Genomic DNA, 21,592 nt, shown 5'->3' with positions numbered 1-21,592 from the left:
GCGGCGAGCCCGCAGGCACGACGAAGGCCCCGGACCCTGTGAGGAGGGTCCGGGGCCTGGCGTCGTCAGGCAGCTGACGCGGCCGTGCTACTCAGCGCCGGCCTGCATCTGCCCGGTGGGCGGCAGGTCGGAGACGGAGACACCGGTCGGTGCGTCCAGAGCGGCCGCGGCACCGACCGAGACGGGTCCGCGGTCGTGCTCGGACTTGGGCACCCCGCGGAAGGTGAACTCCCCGAGGATCCCCTCGCCCTCGCCGTCGACCAGGACCATCTCGCCGGCCTTGAGCTCGCCGAACAGGATCTTCTCGGACAGCGCGTCCTCGATCTCCCGCTGGATGGCCCGCTTGAGCGGCCGGGCGCCGAGGACCGGGTCGTAGCCCTTCTCCGCCAGCAGGTTCTTGGCCGCCGGGGTGAGCTCGATGGCCATGTCCTTGTCGCGTAGACGCTTGTCGAGCTTCGCGATCTCGAGGTCGACGATCTCGACGATCTCCTTCTCGGAGAGCTGCGGGAAGACGATCGTGTCGTCGACACGGTTGAGGAACTCGGGCCGGAAGTGCTGCTTGAGCTCCTCGTTGACCTTCGCCCGCATCCGCTGGTAGTCGGTCACCAGGTCGCCGCCGGCGTTGAAGCCGGTCTGGACGCCCTTGGCGATGTCCCGCGTGCCGAGGTTCGTCGTCATGATGATGACCGTGTTCTTGAAGTCGACCACGCGACCCTGGGAGTCGGTGAGTCGGCCGTCCTCGAGCACCTGCAGCAGCGAGTTGAAGATGTCGGCGTGCGCCTTCTCCACCTCGTCGAACAGGACCACGGAGAACGGACGGCGGCGCACCTTCTCGGTGAGCTGGCCACCCTCGTCGTACCCGACGTAGCCGGGGGGCGAGCCGAACAGCCGCGAGACCGTGTGCTTCTCCGAGAACTCCGACATGTCGAGCTGGATGAGCGCGTCGTCGTCGCCGAACAGGAACTCGGCGAGCGCCTTGGCGAGCTCGGTCTTCCCGACGCCGGTGGGCCCCGCGAAGATGAACGAGCCACCGGGACGCTTCGGGTCCTTCAGGCCGGCGCGCGTGCGACGGATCGCCTGGGACAGCGCCTTGATCGCGACGTCCTGGCCGACGACCCGCTTGTGCAGCTCGTCCTCCATGTGCAGGAGCTTGCTCGACTCCTCCTCGGTGAGCTTGACGACCGGGATGCCGGTCGACATCGCCAGCACCTCGGCGACGAGCTCCTCGTCCACCTCGGCGACGGTGTCCAGGTCGCCCGACTTCCAGGCCTTCTCCTTCTCGGCGCGCTGCTGCGTGAGCTGCTTCTCGGTGTCACGCAGGCCCGCGGCCTTCTCGAAGTCCTGGTCGTCGATCGCCGACTCCTTGTCGCGACGAGCCTCCGCGATCTGCTCGTCGAGCTCCTTGAGCTCCGGCGGGGCCGTCATCCGGCGGATGCGCAGGCGCGCGCCCGCCTCGTCGATGAGGTCGATCGCCTTGTCCGGCAGGTACCGGTCGTTGATGTACCGGTCGGCCAGCTGGGCGGCCGAGACGAGCGCGGCGTCCGTGATGGACACGCGGTGGTGCGCCTCGTAACGGTCGCGCAGGCCCTTGAGGATCTCGATCGCGTGCTCCATCGAGGGCTCGTTGACCTGGATGGGCTGGAAGCGACGCTCCAGCGCCGGGTCCTTCTCGACGTGCTTGCGGTACTCGTCGAGCGTCGTGGCACCGATCGTCTGGAGCTCGCCGCGGGCCAGCATCGGCTTGAGGATGCTGGCCGCGTCGATCGCTCCTTCAGCAGCGCCGGCACCGACGAGCGTGTGGATCTCGTCGATGAACAGGATGATGTCGCCGCGCGTGCGGATCTCCTTGAGCACCTTCTTCAGGCGCTCCTCGAAGTCACCGCGGTAGCGCGAACCGGCCACGAGGGCGCCCAGGTCCAGCGTGTAGAGCTGCTTGTCCTTGAGCGTCTCGGGCACGTCGCCGCGCACGATGTCCTGCGCCAGCCCTTCGACGACGGCCGTCTTGCCGACGCCGGGCTCGCCGATGAGGACCGGGTTGTTCTTGGTGCGGCGCGACAGCACCTGCATGACCCGCTCGACCTCGGGCTTGCGCCCGATGACCGGGTCCAGCTTGCCCTCGCGTGCGGCCTGCGTCAGGTTGCGGCCGAACTGGTCCAGGACGGCGGACCCGGAGGGCTGCCCCTCCTGCGGACCGCCGGCGGCGACGGGCTCCTTGCCCTGGTAGCCGCTCAGCAGCTGGATGACCTGCTGACGCACCTTGTTCAGGTCGGCACCCATCTTGGTGAGCACCTGTGCTGCCACGCCCTCACCCTCGCGGATGAGACCGAGCAGGATGTGCTCCGTGCCGATGTAGTTGTGGCCGAGCTGCAGCGCCTCGCGCAGCGACAGCTCCAGCACCTTCTTGGCACGCGGAGTGAACGGGATGTGCCCGCTCGGCGCCTGCTGGCCCTCACCGATGATCTCGGTCACCTGCGCGCGCACGCCGTCGAGCGAGATGCCCAGCGACTCCAGCGCCTTGGCGGCGACGCCCTCACCCTCGTGGATGAGACCGAGGAGGATGTGCTCCGTGCCGATGTAGTTGTGGTTGAGCATCCTCGCTTCTTCCTGAGCGAGGACGACCACCCGACGGGCTCGATCCGTGAATCTCTCGAACATGTGCTGCTCCCTCACGAGCGGCGTTTTCCTGGCCCCGTCGGATCGACGGCGACAGCCTGACCGCTACGACTCTATTCGCTCCCAACACGCCGACCCCCCTCCAGATGCCCGTGTTCGCCAGGGGCGTGACGGCGCGCCCCGTTGCCGAGACGCCGCCCCCGGAGCAATGGTGGTCGGAACAGGTCGCCGCACACGGGGAGGGCCACCATGGACGACGTCGGGCACGAGGCGGGGCAGGGCAGGAACAGTCGGCCGAGAGGGGCCCGGCCCGGCCCGGATCATCCGGTGGACGCCCGCATGGCGCGCTTCTCGGGAGTGGTCGGCGAGGTCGTGGACCCGTTGACGTGGGGCCTCGACCTGGAGGACGAGGCGCTGACAGGGTACGACGACGAGACGGACCCGACGTCGGACCGGTTCGTCCGGTCGTACCGCACCTTCGCGCGGGAGTCCTTCGAGGTGGAGACGCTGCGGACGCCGGTGGCGGCCGACGCGGTGGAGGACGTGGTCCGTGCGGCGGCGAGCGGCGCGCTGGTTGCCCCGCTGCACGCCGACATCGCCTCCCCCGTCGAACCCGACACGACGCAGACGCCGCGCGGCACCTCGGACTTCGCCGACGACTTCGCGGACTACCGCAGCGCGATGCAGTCGATCGTGGCGGAGGTGGACGGCGTCCCGCTGGAGTCCTCGGAGCTCACCGTGGACGGCACGGCCCGGCCGGCCACCCGGGTCCGAGTCCGGGACGTCGAGGCCGTGCACGTCGCGCTGCGCGGGCGCGACCTCGTCGTGACGGGACCCGCGGACCTGGTCGACCGGGTCGAGGTCGTCACCCGGCCGATCCGTTCCCTGCTGCAACCGCCCGGGCGGCGCTGACCCGGCACCACTAGGCTGGCCGCATGGAAGGCATCCTCGTGGGCGTCAACGGAACCGTCGAGGCCGACGAGGCGCTGGACTGGGCGGTCAGGGAGGCCTCGTCGAGCGGCCACCCGCTCACCGTCGTCCGGGTCGCCCCGGCCGTGGACGAGGCCCGGCTCACCGGCGTCCTGGAGGAGGTGCGGGCCGAGACGGCGGCCATCCTGGACCGAGCCCGGGAGCGGCACGAACCGTTCGACGCCGAGTACGCCGTGCTCCCCGGCCCGGTCCCCGACGCGTTGCTCACCGCGAGCGCCGACGCACAGATGCTCGTGCTCGGCCGACGACGGCGTGGCCGGATCGGGCGCCGCGTGCTCGGTTCCGTCTCCACGACCGTCGTGGAGAACGCGCAGGTACCCGTCACGGTGGTGCGCCACATCGACCGGCCGACCGGCGAGCCGCTCGACGTCCCTCCGCCGTCGGACGGCCCGCGCGTGGTGGTGGGTGTGGACACGTCCACCCCGTCCGTCGCCGCGCTGCGGCACGCTGCGGAGGTCGCGGCGCACTCCGGGGCGCTGCTGGAACCCGTGTTCGCCTGGCAGATCACGACGCTCGCGCCGCTGCCCGGCTCGTGGGGCTGGGCGCCGCCGATCGACGACTACGAGAACTTCGCGCGGGAGTGCCTCGACGCAGCGATCTCCGCGGCCGAGGTCGACCTGCCGGCGGGCCGCCTGCGCCCTCGGGTGGTGCACGGGCAGGCCGCGAAGGTCCTCATCGAGGCCTCCCAGGGCGCGGACCGGCTGGTGGTCGGCGCTCGCGGTCTGGGCGGCTTCGACCGCCTGCTGCTCGGTTCCACGAGCCGTCAGGTGCTGGACTTCGCCGGCTGCCCGGTCACCGTCCTGCGGGGGTGAGGTCGCCGGCGCTCCGGGCCCCGGTCCCGTCCGGGGCGAGCACCTCGGTCGAGGTCGGCACCGGGCGCGTTCCCGCCACCGGTGCGCCCCAGAGCGGGTTGCCGGCCGCGTCGAAGGGCAGCACCTGGGCGCACGCGTGCCGGTTGGGGTCCCACAGCGGGTCCCCGACGATCTCCGTGTACGTGCGCGCGTGGTAGACGAGGACGGTCTCGCCGTCGGGCGTCTGCGTGAACGAGTTGTGCCCCGGGCCGAACTGACCTGCTGCCGGGTCCGAGACGAAGACCGGCTCCGCGCTCTTGGTCCACGACGCCGGGTCGAGGAGGTCGGCGTCCGCGTCGGCGGTCAGCAGGCCCATGGCGTAGTCGACGCCGGTCGCCGCACCCGAGTAGGTCAGCAGGACCCGTCCGTCGCGGACGAGCACCGAGGGCCCTTCGTTGACCCAGAAGCCCTTGGTCTCCCAGTCGTGCTCCGGCCGGGTGAGCTCCACGGCCGCCGTGGCGAGCGTCCACGGGTTCGCCATCCGGGCGATGTAGAGGTTGGAGTGGCCCCGGACGGCGAGGTCCTGCTGGGCCCAGACGAGGTACTGGTCGCCGCCGTGGACGAACGTCGTCGCGTCGAGCGCGAAGCTCTCCCAGCCGGTGTCCACCTGGCCGCGGTCGACCCACCCGCCGGTCAGGGGGTCGTCGGCCGTGCACTCCAGGACGAACACCCGGTGGTTGAAGGTCTCGTCGGCACCGGGGGCGTCCGCGGTGCCGTGGTCGTCGGGCGCGGCGGCGTAGTAGACGTACCAGGCGCCGTCGACCCGGTGGATCTCGGGAGCCCAGATCAGGTGGGACTGCGGGCCGGACTCGTGGCGGGTCCAGATGGTGACCTCGGGGGCCTCCTGGAGGTCCTCGAGCCGGCCGGCCCGGCGCAGCACGACCCGGTCGTACGCCGGGTACGAGCCGGTGAAGTAGTACTGCCCGTCGTGGCGCAGCACGTGCGGGTCGGCGCGCTGGAGCACGATCGGGTTGCTGGCGACCTGGTCCGTCATGGATGTCCTCGTTCAGTCGTATACAACGATGTAGAACGCCACGGTACCTGGTGCGCGAGACTGGGGTCCATGTCGACCACGCAGCACCCCCGCCCGGCCGGGCTCCTCCTGACCCCCGGAGCCGGGGCCGGCCGCGACCACCACACCCTGCGCGCCGTCGCCGACCGGCTCGCAGCACCTCCGGAAGGGTCGACGCGGCTCCCGCTGCCCGTCCGGCGGGTCGACTTCCCGTACCGCCTCGCCGGCAGACGGATGCCCGACCGCCCGCCCGTGGCGATCGCCCACCTGCGGGCCGAGGCGGAGAGCTTCGCGACGGAGCTCGACGTCGGCACGGACCAGATCCTGCTCGGTGGACGCTCCTACGGAGGGCGCATGTGCTCGATGGCGGTGGCCGACGGGCTGCCGTCCGCCGGGCTGGTGCTCCTCAGCTACCCCCTCCACCCGCCCGGCAAGCCCGAGAAGCTGCGGGTCGACCACTTCGGCGACCTCGACGTCCCCGTGCTGTTCGTCTCCGGCGACCGGGACCCCTTCGGCAGCCCCGCCGAGCTCGCCGCCCACACCGGCGCCATCCCGGGCCAGGTCACCCGCGTCACCCTGCCGGGCGCCCACGACGTGCGGAACCAGGACGACGCCGTCGCGGAAGCCGTCGCCGACTGGCTCACCGTGTTCTGACCAGGCGTCCCGGCCGGACGGGCGCGTCCCTTACGATGTGGTTCGCCCCCGCCGGAGCCCCGGCACCCAGCGTCGGAAGGTCACGCGTGCGCGTCGCCAGCCTTGCGGTCCGTGCCGTGCTCGTCGGTGCCCTCGGCGCCGGCCTCGCCCTCGCGGCACCGCTGCCAGCGACGGCAGACGACCTCGACGTGACCACGGACGGCGTCGCCTTCGACGGCAGGGAGCTCGACCACCGGGACCGGGACCGGCACGTCGGCTACTCGATCCGCAGCCTCGAGGGCTGGGACTACGCCTGGCTCACGGAGTCGCTCGACGGCGGCCGACGCGGCTACGTGACCTTCGCGTCCGCGGCGGACGAGATGCCCGAGGGCTACTGCGTCGCCTACGTCCACGTCCCCGGCGTCGGCGAGTGGTACGAGTCCCACCGCAACCCACGGTGCACCGAGCCCGCGGCGGCAGAGGCCGCCCCGCCGGACGAGCCGTCCCCGACGCCAGCACCCAGCGAGTCCGCCGACCCCTCCCCCAGCCCGACGGCGGAACCGTCGGCCGAGGCGCCGTCGTCGACCCCCAGCGCCTCGCCCACCCCGGAACCGACACCGAGTGCCACCCCGACGCCGAGCCCGTCGGACGAGCCGAGCCCGTCCCCGTCCGCCGTGGCGACCGGCGCGGCGATGGGTGCCGAGCAGTTCGAGGCGCTGGGCCGCAGCTTCAGCGGCGAGCTGCCCGCCGTCGACGAGCGGAACGAGGCCGCGGAGCCGGCGGTGAACGACAGCGAGCTGTGGGCTGTCACCGGGCTCGGGCTCGCCGCGGCCGGGCTCACCGCCGGCGGCGTCGTCGTCTGGCGGCTCCGCGCACGCGGCGACTGACGGCGCCCGTCGCGGAAGGGCTCAGCGTCCGCCCGCGGGCTCCGCGGGATAGTCGGCCGGCGTCTTGTCCAGCTCGATCGCGATCTCGCGACGCGCCGCCAGGACCTCCGCCCGCTCCTCGTCCCGCTGCCGCAGGGCGTCGCGCTGGTCCTCCGCCGACAGGTGGTCCCAGTAGAGCGTGCCGTCGAGGTGCTGGGACTCGTGCACGAAGCACCTCGCCAGGAACCCGGTGGCCTCGAGCCGGACCGGGCCGCCGTGCTGGTCCACGCCCCGGACGGACGCCCTGGACCTGCGCGCCAGCGGCACGTACGCACCCGGCACGGAGAGGCAGCCCTCCTCCTCTGTGACGAGCTCGGCCGAGGTGTCGATCTCGAGCAGCGGGTTCACCACGTGACCCACGTGGCGGTCGCCGCGCTCGTCCGTCACGTCGTAGACGAAGACCCGCAGGTCCACGCCGACCTGCGGGGCCGCCAGCCCGACGCCCTGCGCGACCTCCATCGTCGCGAACATGTCGTCCACCAGGCGGGCCAGCTCCGGGGTCGAGAACTTCTCCACAGCACGAGCCGGCGTGTGCAGGACAGGCTCACCGATCTCCGTGATCCGCCGGACCCGGCCGCGCCGCGACTCGGGCGCCTGGGCAGGGTACGGGTCGACCGCCTCGCCGAGCAGATACGTGGTGGGACGCCGCCGACCGAAGCTCCAAGCCATGGGCCCGAGCCTACCGGCGCGCCGCTCCGCTACGGTGTCCGCGTGCGCGCGCTGACCACCTACCTCGTGATCTCGTTCGGCCTGTCATGGCTGGTGGCGCTGCCGCTGTGGCTCGGGGACGGCCTGGACAGCCCGCTGCTGGGAGTGGTGGCGATCACCATGATGCTCGCGCCGGCGATCGCTGCGCTCGTCGTGGTGCGGTGCGTCGAGCGCCGATCTCTCGCCCGGTCGCTCGGCCTGGCTCCGGTACGCCCGTGGGGACGGTTCCTCGGGTGGCTGACGCTGGCGTTCCTGGTGCCCGTCCTCCTCGTCCTGGCCGCCCTGCCGGTCGCCTCCGCCCTCGGGCTCTACGAGATGGACCTGGAGACGTTCTCCGGGTTCCAGGAGGTGGTGGACGGCCAGCTCGCCGCCGTCGGCGTGGCGGGCCAGGTGGACGTCCCGATCCAGGTGCTCGTCGCCCTGCAGCTGGTGAACGTCATGATCGGCGCGGTGGTCAACCTCGTCCCCGCGCTCGGCGAGGAGCTGGGCTGGCGGGGCTGGCTGCTCCCCCACCTGGCATGCCGGACGCACGTGGCGACCGCCGTCGTCGTCTCCGGGGTGGTCTGGGGGCTGTGGCACGCCCCGCTGGTGCTCCTCGGGTACAACTACCCGAACGCCTCGCCCTGGCTCGCGCTCGTCACGATGGTGGGATCGTGCACCGTCGTCGGGGCGATCTTCTCGTGGCTGCGCCTGCGCAGCGGCACCGTGTGGGCGCCCGCGCTCGCGCACGGCGCGCTCAACGCCGCCGCGGGCATGCACCTCGTCCTCGGCGCGGCCGGCACCACCGTGGACACCACGCGAGCGACGATCCTGGGCTGGAGCGGGTGGATCGTGCCGGTCGTGCTGATCGCCGTCCTGGCAGCCACCGGACAGTTCCGGGAGCGGCGCGCACCCGGAGCGCCGGCGGCTCCCGGAGCGCCGGCCGCACCCGTGCCGGGGAGCGAGCACGCGCCCGGCGCGTGATCCTTCACCGAGCGCGGCGCCGACCTGCGCACCACGCACGCGGCAGTGGCCTGAGCGGGGCGGCCTCCGGCTGGCTGCGGACGGCGTTCGGGCGGCGTCCGACGCGAGGATGCGGGCCGACGAGGTGCGTGCCTACGGTCGTCAGGTACAGGTACCGCCGTGAGCCCGCGAGGAGGACACCATGACCGACGACCGGACGAACGAGCCGGACCACGACGACCTGCCGCTGCCCGACTACGACCACCTGCCGGTGGGCACGCTCGCCCACCGTGTCCGGCAGCTCGACGCCGACGGGCTGGAGAAGATCCTCGCCTACGAGCGCGCCCACGGGAACCGGATGCCTGTGCTGACCGTGCTCCAGCAGCGCCTCGACGAGGTGCGCCAGGGTGCCACCCCCTCGGGCGGCGACCCCGACGCGGCACCCCCGCAGGGCGAGACACGGCACGGGAGCAAGGCCTCGCCGCAGACGGCGGCCGAGCCGAGCCCGCCGGACCGGTTCCAGCAGACCAGCTCGCAGCCGCGCGGCTGAGTCGGCGCCTCGCGGCCGGTGGGCCGACGACCAGCCTGTGCGCTGCTGCCTCAGTCCAACTGAGGCCTCACCAGAACTTCCACCACGGATCCTTCTGCTCGTCAGAGATGCCCACGTCGGCGTCGATCTCTCGCCGCATTGCCACCATCACGGGACGCTCCTGCGTCTCCCAGTCGCGGAAGCCTGGTTCTCGCTGGAGCAACACCTCATGGACCGCGGCCCTGAACCACGCGAGGTACGCGGTGATGGCCGCCTCAACGTCTGGACCCACCAGTAGGAGTGCGCGACGCTCCAAGGCGTCGAGTTCATGGGTCCACTGCCTGAGGTCACGGGCGAACGCGGGAACAAGTTCCTCCCGTGTGAGGTCCTTGCCAGTGGAATCCATCCAGGTTGCGACCTCGTCGACCACACCTTGCATGTGGACCAGGAGCGCCGCATATGCGGTCCGGCGGACTTCTGCCCGCTCCTGGCGCCTAACCTCGTGATGTTCCTCGCGCCGCCAACCGTGTGTGAGCCGTGCAGTGAGCAGCCCGATGATCCCGGTGATCGCGACGCCACCCAGCGCGCCGATCACGCCCTGCCACTCGCTCCACGCCACGCCGTCACACTACGGCGGATGGCTCGCCCAGGCATCCGACGACCGGCGCTCGGACGCGCGCTGTCTATCGACCCGCGGGGGTAAGACACTTTGCGGACCATCCCGATTCGACACGGCTGTGACGCGCCTCATTGCAATGCGCTGTGCAACGTGCTCTAGTGGACGTGCACGCTGATCCTGGCTGCTGCCAGGGGTAGGCATGCGATCAAGGGAGGCCCCTCTGGGGGCCTCCCCTTCTCTCTTCTTCCTACGTGGGGTACACGACAATCCCGTGCGTGTTGCTTCGGCTCACCTCAATGCGATGGATGCCTGCCAGTTCGCTCCACATGCGCTCGTTGCAGACCGAGGCGACCTTTCGGCCCGGTGGCTGGAACCGTCGGAAGGCCGCATAGGCCGCGAGATCGGCGGACTGGACAAAGTACGACAGCGCCGAGTCGCGGACGACCGGATCTTCCACGAGGAGCGGAGCGTCCACCGAGTGCCCACCTGGTGCCCACGAGTGCCTGCGGAATCGACGGTGATGCTTGCGGACGGCAGCATTCTCGCCATCATCGTGGACGACGATGATCGGGTGTCTCTGCGTACGGGACCGCATCCTCAGTCGCTGGAACAGGTACTCCCACGCCCGCTCGTGTGCGTCGCCCGCGTAGCGCCCGTGCTCCTTATCGATGATGACGGCGAATGTCCCGCTCGCAGCAACCGCCGTCGCGCGTAATAGCCGCTGGTAGATGTCACGCCGCTGACCGTCTCCCAGCCTCATCTCCGAAAGCGGTCCGCGTCCGCGGATCAGGTAATTCGCCTTGAGCTCGTCGCGGAGGCGCACACCGTAGATACGTCGGATGTCGCGCCGCGCCTCTGTAAGAATGCCTAGGCGGTCGGTCCACTGATCCAGCGGGACCAACACGCACCCGAGGGTGAAAGTGCGGGTCCCACCCTTAGTCGTGGGGCCGACGTCTCCCGACTCATCGATGTATGCAAACTCAGCGCTCGGACTGCGGTCCGACGCCTGGAGCGCCCCGAACGTGCTAATGACGCTCACACATCCTCCTGCTGCGCCTCGGCCTCTTCGTCGTCCACCTCGCACGCGGCGAGCGTGTGGTCGTCGGGGTCGATCCGATCACCCTGAAGAGTGGTTAAGGTTGCGCGACCATCCACAGCTTCACGGTCGCGCATGGAGGCCTTGTCGGTCGCGATGATGGACGCGCCAGCAGTGACGACGGACGCTAGTACGCGGCGAGGCATGGCCGAAGCCTACGCCGCCGCCGTCGGGGCAAACCCTTGCAGCGGTTCCGTTCGATCCACCAGCCAACGTTGCGACGGGTCCAGCTGAGAGGTCAGAGCGACGCGCACAGGCCCCCGTGGTGCCACCTGCTCGCCAGGTCTGGCTGGGAAACCGAGGCTACTGAAGCCGTACGGCGCCAGATCGAGGTGATGTCAGACGGTGAGGACCAGCAAAGCCTGGACGGCGTAGTAGATGTCCGGCTTGCCAGACGTCGGCGGAGGGACGGTTCGCGGCATCGAGCTCGTGCCGCCAAGAACCGCGCTCCGGGTCGACGATCTGTTGCCCGGATCAGCTCCCATCAGTCCGCGGCCAGGTCGGCGTACCGGGACGGAGCCGATGACGTCGGCCTCGGTGGCGACGAGAGCGACGGTACGAAGAAGTGTGCGCATGCCCAACACAGTGAGGGCGGCGCGCGTGATGCCCCGTCAGGGCTCTCTGGCAAGAGTCAGCCGGCACTCACTCTCGATGGCGCGCACGCCCGCGAGCACTTCTCCCTTCACCCGCTCAAACTCAGGCGGGTTATTCATTGTGCGTTCCCACTCGTCGAGGAGCGCCTCCATCTCTACGAAGGCGTCATAGGTGCCGCGAAAGCTCTCGTCCTCCACCACGGCTGGTGCTATGCGCTCGATTCTCGGCTCGAGGTCGGTACGGAGGTCGGCGATGAGGTCGTTGATCTCAGCGGACTCATCTCGAGCAGGTTCGTCCCGGGGCGACGGTTTCGGTGTCCCGACAGGCCCAAGGTAAGCCCGCTCACCCTCGTTGTCCCCGGCGGCTTGGGGGCTCGTGGCTGGAGCCTCACCCCAGCCGACGCAGGCTGCTTGTGCCGCGGCCACGGCGTCGCTGCTCCCAGTGCTGCAGGAGCCGGTGGCGAGAACGAGCACTCCAGCACCAGCAGCACGGAGCGCGTAACCCGTCCATCGCGCCGTCAATCCCACGACACAACGGTACTCGGCATCTTTGCAAAGCGGCTGGCGCCCACCGGGCGAAGTTCGACGTTTCCGTCGACCTGCCTGCCGGGCTCGCCAACGAAGAAGCCCCTCACCAGGGTTTGCACTGGTGAGGGGCTTTTCCTGAGCCGCCTATCAGAATCGAACTGATGACCTGTTCATTACGAGTGAACCGCTCTACCGACTGAGCTAAGGCGGCGCGCCCGACGACGTACGAGGCAGGGCCTCGTTCAGCGGGCGCGCCCAGACTACCCGACGCCTGGCCGCGACTCCAAAAGTATCGCCCGGGCCGACGGCGTCACGTGGCTCACACCCGGCGCCGGACCTCCTACCCCGGCCAAGCCGGTACTACCCCGGCGAGCGACCCAGTACCTCAGCAGGTGAGGCCGTCCTCGGGGACCGTGCCGTCCACGAGGTAGTCCTCCAGCGCGTTGTCGATGCAGCTGTTGGAGCGCCCGTACGCGGTGTGCCCCTCGCCCTCGTAGGTGACGAGCACGGAGGTGTCCAGCGCCTCCGCCATGCCCTCCGCCCAGACGTACGGCGTCGCGGGGTCGTTGGTGGTGCCGACCACGACGATCGGTGCGGCGTCCGGGGCGGCGACGTCGTACTCCTGCTCCGCCACGGGGTAGGGCCAGTCGGCGCAGGTGATCCCGCCATAGCTGAAGAACGTCCCCACGGTGGGGGCCGCCGCCTCGATCTCGGCCGCCTCGGCCCGCATGGCCTCGACGTCCGGGTCGCTGCGACCGTCCAGGCAGTTGACCGCCGTGAACGCCTCGGTCGAGTTGGTGGAGAAGGACCCGTCGGCGTTCCGGTCGTTGTAGAAGTCGGCGAGGAACAGCAGCATCGTGCCGGTGCGCTGGTCGATGGCCTCCTCGAGCGCCTGCGTGAGCAGCGACCAGTTCTGCTCGTCGTACAGCGTGACGGCCACGCCGTAGAACGCGAGCGTCTGCGTCACCTCGCGGTCGCTGTCCGTGGGGTACGGCCGGTCGAGTGCCTGGTCGAGGACGTCCCGCACCTGCTGCATGCCGTCGTCGACGGAGCCGGTCAGCGGGCACCCGGAGCCGCCCTGGCAGTCGGCGACGTAGGCGCGCAGGGCGTTCTCGAACCCGACGGCCTGCCCGGCCGACATCTCGGCCGAGTCGATGCGCGGGTCGATGGCGCCGTCCAGCACGAGCCGGCCGGTCCGCTCCGGGAACAGTCCCGCGTACGTCGCCCCGAGGCTCGTCCCGTACGACGCGCCGAGGTAGTGGAGCTGGTCGTCACCGAGGGCGGCACGGAGCATGTCCATGTCCTTGGCGGCGCTCTGGGTGTCCACGTTGCCGAGCAGCTCCCCGGTGTTCTCCGCGCAGGCCTCGGCCCAGGCGGCGCTCGACTCGCGCGCGGCCGCCAGACCCTCGTCCGTCGAGCGGTCGAAGTCCTCGCTGAGGTACCGGTCCTTCTCCGCGTCGTCGTAGCACTCGACCTCCGTCGAGTCCCGCACGCCCCGCGGGTCGAAGCCGACGACGTCGTACGCCTCGAGCAGCCGGTCCCCGAAGGTTCCCGCCGCGGCCTCGAGGTAGTCGACGCCGGACCCGCCCGGTCCGCCCGGGTTGATCAGGAGCGAGCCGATCTTGTCCCCGGTGGCGCGGGTGCGCATGATCGACAGCTCGATCTCGCCGGCGTCCGGGTCGCTCCAGGACAGCGGCGCGGAGACGGTGGCGCACTCGAACTCGGTGCGGCACTCCGTCCAGACGATGTCCTGGGAGTAGTGCTTCTCGAAGCCCTCGGGCGCCCCGCTCCCGGAGGCGGTCGGCGCCTGGTCGGCCGGAGTCTGGTCCTTCGCGGGGGCGTCCGCCGTGCATCCGGCGACCACGAGCAGCGCGGCGACGACGGCGGTCACGCCGACGGCCCGCCGGCCGTTCGAGCGGGCGGGCGGCGGGCTCGGGCGGCGGTGGGTGAAGATCACGGGGCCAACCTACCGGCCAGGGCCGGGCGTCCGGCGACCATTCACCGAACCTCCTCGCGCGCGCCTCCTGCCAGCGAGAACCGGAGCCGCTCGGGAGTCTCCGGTGCCGCCGACTTGCGCAGGAAGTCCCGCCGGCGGGCGGCGAACCCGTGGCGGTCGTCGAAGATGTCGCGGGCCATCTCGGCCAGCTCGATCGTCCGGTGGTAGGACAACGGGCGGTCCGGTGCCCGGCGGTCCGCCACCTCGGTCGCGGCGGCCAGCTCCGCGGGGCCCGCGAGCTCGGCGACACGCTTGGCGAGCCACGCGTCGAACTCGCCGGTGTTCCGCGGACCGACGGCGTCGATCAGCCCGAGCTCGGCGGCCCGGACGGCGGAGACGGGCAGCCGGCCCGTGAGGAGCATGTCCGCGACCTCGGGCCCGACGCGCGCTGCGACGGTCCACGTGTGCAGCTCGGAGCCGTAGATCCCCATGTCGTAGAACGGGTTGAGCACGACCCCGTCGCGCGAGAGGACGACGTCGGCGCACAGCCCGGCCATCACGCCGCCCGCGCCCGCGCTGGCGGTGAAGGCGGCCACGGTGAGCTGCTCCGCACGGGCCACGGCCTCGCACAGGTCGTCGATGGCCTGGATGTTGGCCCAGGCCTCGGCGGCCGGGTCGTCGGAGGCCTCGATGACGCCGAGGTGGATGCCGTTGGAGAACAGGCTCTCCGTGCCACGCAGCACGAGCACCCTCGTGTCCTCGGCGAGCGCGTCGTCGACGGCGGCGGCGAGCCGGTGGCACTGGGCGGTGTGCATCGCGCCGTTGTAGGAGCGGATCGTCAGGAGGCCGACCTCGCCGTCGCGCTCGTAGTGCGTCTCGGCCAGCTCGGACGGGCCGGCGTGCCGCGGCGACGTGCCGGCGGGGTCCAGGACCATGCGCGCCGGCAGCTTGGTGCCGCGCCGCTCGGCCAGGGTGGCCGCGTAGCCGACCCACAGCGTGCCCCCGGTGGCGGCGAGCGCCACGGCGTCGACGTCGTGGCCGACGACGGCGCCCGGCTCGGCCTGCGGGTCCAGCACGTCGAGGGTGGCGACGGCGTCGAACAGGCAGAAGCGTGCGCCGTCGACCTGTGCCGGGGCGCCCGGGGCGCCGTCGGCGGCCGCGATGCGGCGTGCCAGCTCCTCGACGGGCAGCGACCAGTCGACCTCGAACGCGGGCCGCCGCAGGAGCGGCAGCTCACTGGTCCCGGGCACCTCGCGCGGCATCTCGTCGGCGGGGACCGGCTGCTCGCCCGCGGCGACCATGCGCACCACCTCGGCGACGCACGCCATGGCGGCGTCCGCGACGGGGCCGTTGTAGAGGGCGCTCTTCGCGACGGGCGCGTCGGGCAGCGTGAAGTTCGACGTCGCCCAGACGGGTCCGGCGTCCATCTCCTCGACGGTGGACAGCGCCGTGACGCCCCAGCGCTCCTGCCGCGTGAGGATGGCGTGGTCCAGCGAGGACGGCCCGCGGTCCCCCACCGGCCCGGGGTGGACGACGACGGTGGTCCACCGGTCCCACACGTCCCGCGGCACGCGGTGCTTGAGGAACGGGCACAGGATCAGGTCGGGGTCGGCGTCCGCCACGGCGGCCGTCAGCGCCTCCGGCGAGTCGAAGGCCGGCGCGATCTCCACCCCGACGTCGTGGCCTTGGTCCTTCAGCGCGCACCAGACGCGCTGCGTCAGGCCGTTGAACGCCGAGACCAGCAGCAGGATCCGCATCATCATCCTCATCGTCGTCGGAATGCCCGGGTGGCACGCCACGGACGATCACAGAGCAAAGCGGGTGAAAACGCAAGCCCCCTCTTGACGCGCGGCGTGGTCCTGGGCTTCTGGTCAGCCCTGCGGGCGCAGCGCGATCGCCATCGCCTCGAGCGCCAACAGCGGCGCGACGTTGCCCTCGAGGCGTTCGCGGGCCGTGCCGATGGCGTCCATCCGGCGCACCGTCTGCTCGGGCGTGGCGTCGCGCGCCAAGGAGCGCACGACGTCGGCGTGCGCGGCGTTCACGAGATCGACGTCGGCGCCGAGCTGAACCACGAGGACGTCCCGGTAGAGCGAGAGCAGATCGACCATGGCCCGGTCGAGCACGTCCCGCTGGCGACGCGTGGCCCGGCGCTTCTGGTCGTCCTCGAGCTGCTTGAGCTGCGAGCGCAGCTTGGGCGGGAGGGTGTCGCCCTCGCCCACGCCGAGCGCCCGCATCAGCTCGGCCTTCTCGGTCGCGTCCCGCTCGACGGTGGCCGCGGCAGCCTCGGCCTTGGCGACCTCGACGAGCTCGGACGCCGCGAGCACGGCGTCCGGGACGCCTCGGATCCGCCGCGCGACCTCCAGGACGGCCGTGCGCCGCGAGCGCGCCTCCGGGTCCCGTGCGAGCCGGCGAGCCAGCCCCACGTGCGACTGCGCCGCCCGCGCGGCGTCCAGCGCCAGGTCCGGGTCGGCTCCGTCGCGGCGCACCAGCAGATCGGCCACGTCCTGCGGCGGCGGCACCCGCAGCGCCACGGCCCGGCAGCGGGACCGGATGGTGGGCAGCACGTCCTGCACGCTGGGGGCGCAGAGCACCCACACGGTGTGCGACGGCGGTTCCTCGACGGACTTCAGCAGCACGTTGGTGGTGCGCTCGGCCATGCGGTCGGCGTCCTCCACGACGATGACCCGGTAGCGCCCGACCGACGGTGTCCGTGCGGCCGCCGTGATGAGGTCGCGCACCTCGTCGATGGTGATGACCACCTTCTCCGTCGCGACCACGGTGAGGTCGGGGTGCGTGCCGGCGAGCGTGGTGGTGCACGCCTGGCACCGGCCGCAGCCGGGGGTGCCGTCCGTGCTGCCGGTGCACTGCAGGGCCGCGGCGAAGGCTCGCGCCGCCACGGAGCGGCCGGAGCCGGGCGGGCCGGTGACCAGCCAGGCGTGGGTCATCGCCGCGGGGTCGGACGCCGCCCGCTGCAGCACGCGCACCGCGTCCGGCTGCCCGACGACGTCGTCCCACACGGTCCCGCTCGTGGCCGTCACGACGGAACCTCCGGCGGCAGGCCGAGGCGCACCGCGACGTCGACCCGGATCTGCCCCTGGACGTCCTCGGGCGAGGCGGCGGCGTCGACGACGAGCCATCGGGCCGGGTCTGCCGAGGCGCGCCGCAGGAACGCGTCGCGCGTGCGGTGGTGGAACGCGCTGCCGGCGCGCTCGAGCCGGTCCGGCGACCCGGTGAGCCGGCCGGCGGCCTCGACCGGGTCCAGGTCGAGCAGCACCGTGACGTCGGGCAGCAGGCCCTCGGTGGCCCAGAGCGAGAGGTTCTCCACCTCGCTCTCGGACAGCTCCCGGCCACCGGCCTGGTAGGCCACCGACGAGTCGAGGTAGCGGTCGGTGACCACGACGGCGCCGCGCGCGAGAGCTGGCCGGACGACGGTGGCGACGTGGTGGGCGCGGTCGGCGGCATACAGCAGCGCCTCGGTCCGGGGGTCGAGGTCCTCGCCGTGCAGGACGGCCTGCCGGAGCTGTGCCCCGAGCTCCGTCCCGCCCGGCTCACGGGTCACCACGATCTCTCGGCCGGTGACCTCGCCCAGCCACTCACCCAGGAGCCGCACGTGCGTGGACTTGCCGGCGCCGTCGCCGCCCTCGAACGAGACGAAGTACCCGGGTGCTGTGCTCACGGCTGCCACCCTAGCCGCGGCCACCCACAGCGGACGCCCGCGTGGCAGGATGGCAAGCACCACCGTCACAGGGAGGCCGCGCATGACCGCACAGACCGTCGAGAAGCTCACCGAGGACGAGTGCTGGGAGTTCCTGCGCGACCGACCGGTGGGCCGGCTCGCGACCGCCGTCGCCGGCGACCCGGAGATCTTCCCCGTGTCGTTCAGGGTTGCCGACCGCGTCGTGTACTTCGTGACGCACCCGGGCAGCAAGCTGGCGGAGGTCGCGATCAACGCCCACGTGGCGTTCGAGTCCGACGAGTGGACGCCGGAGGTCGCCACGAGCGTGGTGGTCAAGGGCACCGCCGAGATCCTCGAGCACCACACCGACGTCGCGGCCGCGGAGGCCACCGGCCTGGTCAGCTACCTCGACGACGGCAAGAGCGTCTGGGTCCGCATCACACCGGTCACGGTGTCCGGGCGGCGCCTGACGCGCTGACCCGCTGGGAGTCCCCGGACGACGGCGTCACTCGCCCGGGTAGACGACCCCGAGCCCGGCGCGCACCTCGTCGAGGACGGCCATGACCTCGAGCGTGTCCGACCAGGGCATCCTGGCGCTCTGGGTCTGCCCCGCGGCCAGGCACCGGGCGACCTCGGCGGCCTCGTACGCCTTGCCCTCGCCGTCGGGCGACGTGAAGGTCCAGGAGGGGCCGTCGTCGCGCACCACCTCGAAGCCCGTCGGGCCGAAGAAGAAGTGCGGGATCTCGATGCGGCCGCGCGTTCCGATGATGCGCGCACCGGCGCCGCCCGACGCCCCGGACGAGGTGTGCAGGATCGCCTGCGCGCCGCCGTCGTACCCGAGGATCATGCTGACGTGGTCGTCGACGCCGGTCTCGGCGAGCGTGCCGTGCGCCAGCACGGTGTCCGGCGCTCCGAGCAGGTCGTGGGCGAACGTGATCGGGTAGATCCCGAGGTCGAGCAGCGCGCCGCCCGCGAGCTCCGGCGCGAAGAGCCGGTGCGACGGGTCGAACGCGAAGGCCACGTCGAACTCGGCGATGACGGTGCGCACCTCGCCGATCTCACCGCGTGCGATCGCGCCGCGGATCGCCGCGACGTGCGGCAGGAAGCGCGTCCACACCGCCTCCATGCAGAACACGCCGGCAGCCTCCGCGGCGTCGAGGAGCGTGCGGGACTCGGACACCGAACGCGTCAGCGGCTTCTCGACCAGCAGGTGCTTGCCCGCCTCGATCGCCAGCAGCGCGTGCTCCAGGTGGTGCGAGTGCGGGGTGGCGACGTAGACGGCGTCCACCTCCTCGTCCGCCACCAGGGCCTCGTACGAGCCGTGGGCACGGGCGCCCGGCGCGTGCGCGTCGGCGAAGGCCTGCGCCTTGTCCGCCGAGCGCGACCCGACGGCGACGACGGAGCCTGCGGTGCGGTCCCGGACGCCGTCCGAGAACGAGGCGGCGATGTTCCCGGCGCCGAGCACGCCCCACCGCAGCGCGGGTGCGTCGAGCAGATCCGGGACGGTGCCCGCCAGGTCGGCGGTGGTCAGGCGGGCAGCGTAGGTGGCCGGGTCGACGGCGGCAGCGGTGTCGGTCATGCGCTCACCGTAGCGGTGCCGTGCGCGGCCGTGATGACGGCGTCCGCCGCCACCTTGACCCGCTGGAGCTCGTCCAGGCTGAGCCCGCTGGACTCGACCACGCGGTGGGGTACCTGGAGCGCCTCCCGGCGCAGCGCGGTTCCTGCCTCGGTCAGGTGCACCTCGACCACCCGGGCGTCCGTGGTGGCGCGGCGTCGCGCGAGGAGGCCCTGCCGCTCCAGCCGTTTGAGCAGCGGCGACAGCGTGCCCGGGTCGAGGTAGAGGCGACCTGCCAGTCCCGTCACCGTCGTGGTGCGGCCGGCCCCGGCGTCCTCCCAGAGCCCGAGCAGCACGAGGTACTGCGGATGGGTGATGCCGAGCGGCTCAAGAATCGGCTTGTACAGGGCCACCATGGCCCGGGCGGACGCCGAGAGCGCGAAGCACACCTGGGCCTCGAGCGCGAGCGAGTCGTCAGGCTGATCCATGCCGATCATCGTACGGCGGGGATACGCTTGGTGCACCAACATCGGGCCGGGGCACCGGCGCACCAAGGAGCACGGATGGGACTTTTCAGCCGCCGCCCCGGCGACGACCGCACCTGGGGCATGCGCCTCACCGAGACGTTCCTGCCGATCTTCGGTCCCGCGTCGATCCGGCGCGGGCCGGCCGTCTCCCCGCGCCCCGAGGACCAGGCGCGCGACGCCGAGCTGCGACGGACCCTGCAGCGCGTCACCGGGCCCGACGGGAACACCTACCTGGTGGAACGCCCGGAAGACTGATCGAGCACGACGTCGGCCCCGGCTCCACGAGGGAACCGGGGCCGACATCCAGCCACGACGGACGAATCAGGCCGCCGAGCAGGAGACCGCCACAGCGTCCGGGTCACCCTGACCGATGAACCCCATCGTCGTCGACGCCCCCGCAGACAGGCTGCCGTTCCAGCCGGCGTCCGAGATCATGTTCCCCGACACCGTGCCGTTCCACGCCTGACTGACCGTCACCCCGTCCACGGTGACCTCCCAGCCACTGACCGGCGCCGAACCAGCGGTGATCGTCACCTCGGCCTGGAAGCCGTCGTTCCAGGAGTTCGGGACCGACACCGAAGCGGAGCACGTCCCGTCACCCCCGCCATCGTTCCCGCCGTCGTTGCCGCCGTCGTTCCCGCCGTCGTTCCCGCCGTCGTTCCCGCCGTCGTTCGGGTCGCCGCCGCTGCCGGAGGAACAGCTCGCGCTCGGGGTGGAGTTGTTGCCGTTCTTGAACAGCGTGATCCCGAACGTGTTCCCGTTACCGTTCGGCGTCGCCGTGAGCGACCCGGTGGACCCGGTCACGTTCGCGTTCCAGCTGTTCTGCAGCTCCTGACCACCGTTGAGCCCGATGTCGACGGTCCAGTCGCTCGCACCACTGACGGCCATCTCGACGTTGAAACGGTCGTCCCACTCGTCAGCGCGCGTCACAGACACCGAGCAGGTCCCGTCACCACCATCGTTGCCACCGTCGTTCCCGCCGTCGTTCCCGCCGTCGTTGCCGCCGCTGGTCCCCAGCGTGACGTTCGAGGAGCCGGAGGACTGATACCCCTCGGTCGCCATGATCTGGTAGTAGTGATTGCCCAGCGGCATTCCGGCCTGCGCCCACGCGTTGAAGTGGTTCGCCGTGGTGATCGTGCCGCTGGTGCGCTTGTTCTGCCGCACGCTCCAGTACTGCGTGAACGTCGCGGTCCCGTCGATCGAGGGCTGGTTGACCCGCTCGGTGGTGTAGATGTCATAGGTGCCACCGTCAGTGGTGACCGTGCCCTTGAACTGACCCGTGGGCCGGTAGGTGCCCCAGCTCTCGATGATGTAGTACTCCACCAACGGGTTGCGGGTCCAGCCGTACAGCGTCAGGTACGAGTTGCCCTGCGGGTTGAAGTCCGCGGAGTACTGCACCGTGCGGTCCGTCCCGGTCTGCCAGCCCTTGCCGGCCACGAAGTTACCCGTGTTGCTCCACTGCGTGGAGTAGTTGCCTCCCGGGCCGAGGTCCATCGACACCGTCCCGGGCGAATCAGTCCAGAACGAGTAGAAGTACCCGTCGTGGAAGTCCTCGGTGTTCTCCGAGACCGCAGACGCAGCCGGAGCACCAGCCACCAGCCCGCTCGCGAGCAGCGTCGCCGCGGCACCCAGCGCCGCCAACCTGCGACGCACCCGTCGGCCTCGAGATGGAGAAATCGATTTCGAACGAGTCATGATCCAGCACTCCCTCGTGCAGTCGGATTTGGCGTGAGATTACCCCCCGCGCCGATCACGCTCCCGCCACCCGCTGGCCGCCACAAGACTCGTAAACGTTTAACAAGAACTGTCAGGGCGGCACGGGGAAGCTCGTGCGGCAGGGTGGACGCCCGCTGCGGCA

At 71.5% G+C, this 21,592-nt stretch carries 22 protein-coding genes and 1 tRNA gene; 8 read left to right on the top strand and 15 right to left on the bottom strand.

Features of this window, described 5'->3' with window-relative positions; translation table 11 throughout:
• Positions 1–87: 87 nt before the first annotated feature.
• Positions 88–2,655: an ATP-dependent Clp protease ATP-binding subunit gene (locus ACWAT2_RS05650; protein ID WP_402373862.1), complete on the bottom strand. Its 2,568-nt coding sequence runs from the start codon at positions 2,653–2,655 to the stop codon at positions 88–90.
• Positions 2,656–2,940: 285 nt separating this feature from the next.
• Between ACWAT2_RS05650 and ACWAT2_RS05645 the strand changes: the two genes are divergently transcribed.
• Positions 2,941–3,525, top strand: coding sequence for a hypothetical protein (locus ACWAT2_RS05645; RefSeq protein WP_402373859.1), 585 nt, complete (start codon positions 2,941–2,943; stop codon positions 3,523–3,525).
• 23 nt (positions 3,526–3,548) lie between these two features.
• Positions 3,549–4,415 carry a universal stress protein gene (locus tag ACWAT2_RS05640; RefSeq protein WP_402373856.1) on the top strand — a complete coding sequence of 289 codons (867 nt, stop codon included), beginning with the start codon at positions 3,549–3,551 and terminating at the stop codon, positions 4,413–4,415.
• Here the strand turns inward: ACWAT2_RS05640 and ACWAT2_RS05635 are convergent.
• Positions 4,396–5,448, bottom strand: coding sequence for a glycoside hydrolase family 43 protein (locus ACWAT2_RS05635; RefSeq protein ID WP_402373853.1), 1,053 nt, complete (start codon positions 5,446–5,448; stop codon positions 4,396–4,398). The two genes, ACWAT2_RS05640 and ACWAT2_RS05635, sit on opposite strands and share 20 nt — an antisense overlap.
• 69 nt (positions 5,449–5,517) lie before the next feature.
• On the opposite strand from ACWAT2_RS05635, the gene ACWAT2_RS05630 reads away from it, so the two are divergent.
• Together ACWAT2_RS05630 and ACWAT2_RS05625 are read left to right on the top strand one after the other, a co-directional pair.
• Positions 5,518–6,120, top strand: coding sequence for an alpha/beta hydrolase family protein (locus ACWAT2_RS05630; protein ID WP_402373850.1), 603 nt, complete (start codon positions 5,518–5,520; stop codon positions 6,118–6,120).
• An 86-nt stretch (positions 6,121–6,206) separates the two neighbouring features.
• The gene (locus tag ACWAT2_RS05625; protein WP_402373847.1) at positions 6,207–6,986 is read left to right on the top strand and encodes a hypothetical protein; all 780 of its coding nucleotides are present in this window, start codon (positions 6,207–6,209) and stop codon (positions 6,984–6,986) included.
• A 21-nt stretch (positions 6,987–7,007) separates the two neighbouring features.
• Here the strand turns inward: ACWAT2_RS05625 and def are convergent, their stop codons facing one another.
• Positions 7,008–7,694 (bottom strand): peptide deformylase, encoded by a 687-nt coding sequence (gene def / locus ACWAT2_RS05620; protein ID WP_402373844.1) that lies wholly within the window; start codon positions 7,692–7,694, stop codon positions 7,008–7,010.
• 42 nt (positions 7,695–7,736) lie between these two features.
• Here def and ACWAT2_RS05615 point away from each other — a divergent pair, with 42 nt between their 5' ends.
• The gene (locus ACWAT2_RS05615; RefSeq protein ID WP_402373842.1) at positions 7,737–8,696 is read left to right on the top strand and encodes a CPBP family intramembrane glutamic endopeptidase; all 960 of its coding nucleotides are present in this window, start codon (positions 7,737–7,739) and stop codon (positions 8,694–8,696) included.
• Between the two features lie 181 nt (positions 8,697–8,877).
• A complete protein-coding gene (locus tag ACWAT2_RS05610; RefSeq protein ID WP_402373839.1) occupies positions 8,878–9,225 on the top strand; it encodes a DUF8129 domain-containing protein in 348 nt (115 codons plus the stop codon).
• A gap of 67 nt (positions 9,226–9,292) precedes the next feature.
• Here ACWAT2_RS05610 and ACWAT2_RS05605 read toward each other — a convergent pair whose 3' ends face one another.
• From ACWAT2_RS05605 to tmk, 9 genes are all read right to left on the bottom strand, one after another.
• Positions 9,293–9,823 carry a hypothetical protein gene (locus ACWAT2_RS05605; RefSeq protein WP_402373837.1) on the bottom strand — a complete coding sequence of 177 codons (531 nt, stop codon included), beginning with the start codon at positions 9,821–9,823 and terminating at the stop codon, positions 9,293–9,295.
• Between the two features lie 247 nt (positions 9,824–10,070).
• Positions 10,071–10,862, bottom strand: coding sequence for a DUF3800 domain-containing protein (locus ACWAT2_RS05600; protein WP_402373834.1), 792 nt, complete (start codon positions 10,860–10,862; stop codon positions 10,071–10,073).
• Positions 10,859–11,065 (bottom strand): hypothetical protein, encoded by a 207-nt coding sequence (locus ACWAT2_RS05595; protein ID WP_402373831.1) that lies wholly within the window; start codon positions 11,063–11,065, stop codon positions 10,859–10,861. The genes ACWAT2_RS05600 and ACWAT2_RS05595 overlap by 4 nt, the downstream gene beginning before the upstream one ends.
• Positions 11,066–11,530: 465 nt before the next feature.
• Positions 11,531–12,040 carry a hypothetical protein gene (locus ACWAT2_RS05590; RefSeq protein ID WP_402373829.1) on the bottom strand — a complete coding sequence of 170 codons (510 nt, stop codon included), beginning with the start codon at positions 12,038–12,040 and terminating at the stop codon, positions 11,531–11,533.
• A 138-nt stretch (positions 12,041–12,178) separates the two neighbouring features.
• Positions 12,179–12,251 (bottom strand) — tRNA-Thr (locus ACWAT2_RS05585).
• A gap of 174 nt (positions 12,252–12,425) precedes the next feature.
• A complete protein-coding gene (locus ACWAT2_RS05580) occupies positions 12,426–13,997 on the bottom strand; it encodes an alpha/beta hydrolase (RefSeq protein ID WP_402373826.1) in 1,572 nt (523 codons plus the stop codon).
• Positions 13,998–14,038: 41 nt separating this feature from the next.
• On the bottom strand, positions 14,039–15,736 hold the full coding sequence (locus ACWAT2_RS05575; RefSeq protein ID WP_402373824.1) for an enoyl-CoA hydratase-related protein: 1,698 nt from the start codon (positions 15,734–15,736) through the stop codon (positions 14,039–14,041).
• A gap of 111 nt (positions 15,737–15,847) precedes the next feature.
• Complete coding sequence (locus ACWAT2_RS05570) at positions 15,848–17,014, bottom strand: DNA polymerase III subunit delta' (RefSeq protein ID WP_402373822.1); 1,167 nt, start codon at positions 17,012–17,014, stop codon at positions 15,848–15,850.
• Positions 17,011–17,652, bottom strand: a complete 642-nt coding sequence (gene tmk, locus ACWAT2_RS05565) for a dTMP kinase (protein WP_402373821.1) — start codon at positions 17,650–17,652, stop codon at positions 17,011–17,013. The genes ACWAT2_RS05570 and tmk overlap by 4 nt, the downstream gene beginning before the upstream one ends.
• A gap of 82 nt (positions 17,653–17,734) precedes the next feature.
• On the opposite strand from tmk, the gene ACWAT2_RS05560 reads away from it, so the two are divergent.
• Positions 17,735–18,130, top strand: a complete 396-nt coding sequence (locus tag ACWAT2_RS05560; RefSeq protein ID WP_402373818.1) for a pyridoxamine 5'-phosphate oxidase family protein — start codon at positions 17,735–17,737, stop codon at positions 18,128–18,130.
• Positions 18,131–18,157: 27 nt separating this feature from the next.
• Here ACWAT2_RS05560 and ACWAT2_RS05555 read toward each other — a convergent pair whose 3' ends face one another.
• Together ACWAT2_RS05555 and ACWAT2_RS05550 are read right to left on the bottom strand one after the other, a co-directional pair.
• Entirely contained in the window at positions 18,158–19,231 is a 1,074-nt protein-coding gene (locus ACWAT2_RS05555; protein WP_402373815.1) for a Gfo/Idh/MocA family protein, read from the bottom strand.
• Complete coding sequence (locus ACWAT2_RS05550; RefSeq protein WP_402373813.1) at positions 19,228–19,695, bottom strand: MarR family winged helix-turn-helix transcriptional regulator; 468 nt, start codon at positions 19,693–19,695, stop codon at positions 19,228–19,230. The genes ACWAT2_RS05555 and ACWAT2_RS05550 overlap by 4 nt, the downstream gene beginning before the upstream one ends.
• Before the next feature lie 75 nt (positions 19,696–19,770).
• On the opposite strand from ACWAT2_RS05550, the gene ACWAT2_RS05545 reads away from it, so the two are divergent.
• Positions 19,771–19,989 carry a hypothetical protein gene (locus ACWAT2_RS05545; RefSeq protein WP_402373810.1) on the top strand — a complete coding sequence of 73 codons (219 nt, stop codon included), beginning with the start codon at positions 19,771–19,773 and terminating at the stop codon, positions 19,987–19,989.
• Between the two features lie 66 nt (positions 19,990–20,055).
• Here the strand turns inward: ACWAT2_RS05545 and ACWAT2_RS05540 are convergent, their stop codons facing one another.
• Entirely contained in the window at positions 20,056–21,387 is a 1,332-nt protein-coding gene (locus ACWAT2_RS05540; RefSeq protein ID WP_402373807.1) for a glycoside hydrolase family 11 protein, read from the bottom strand.
• Positions 21,388–21,592 lie beyond the last annotated feature (205 nt).

This window comes from Isoptericola sp. GX10416, from assembly GCF_056590155.1.
The sequence above is the reverse complement of the archived record's forward strand: the minus strand, read 5'-3'. Positions and strand labels throughout refer to the sequence as shown.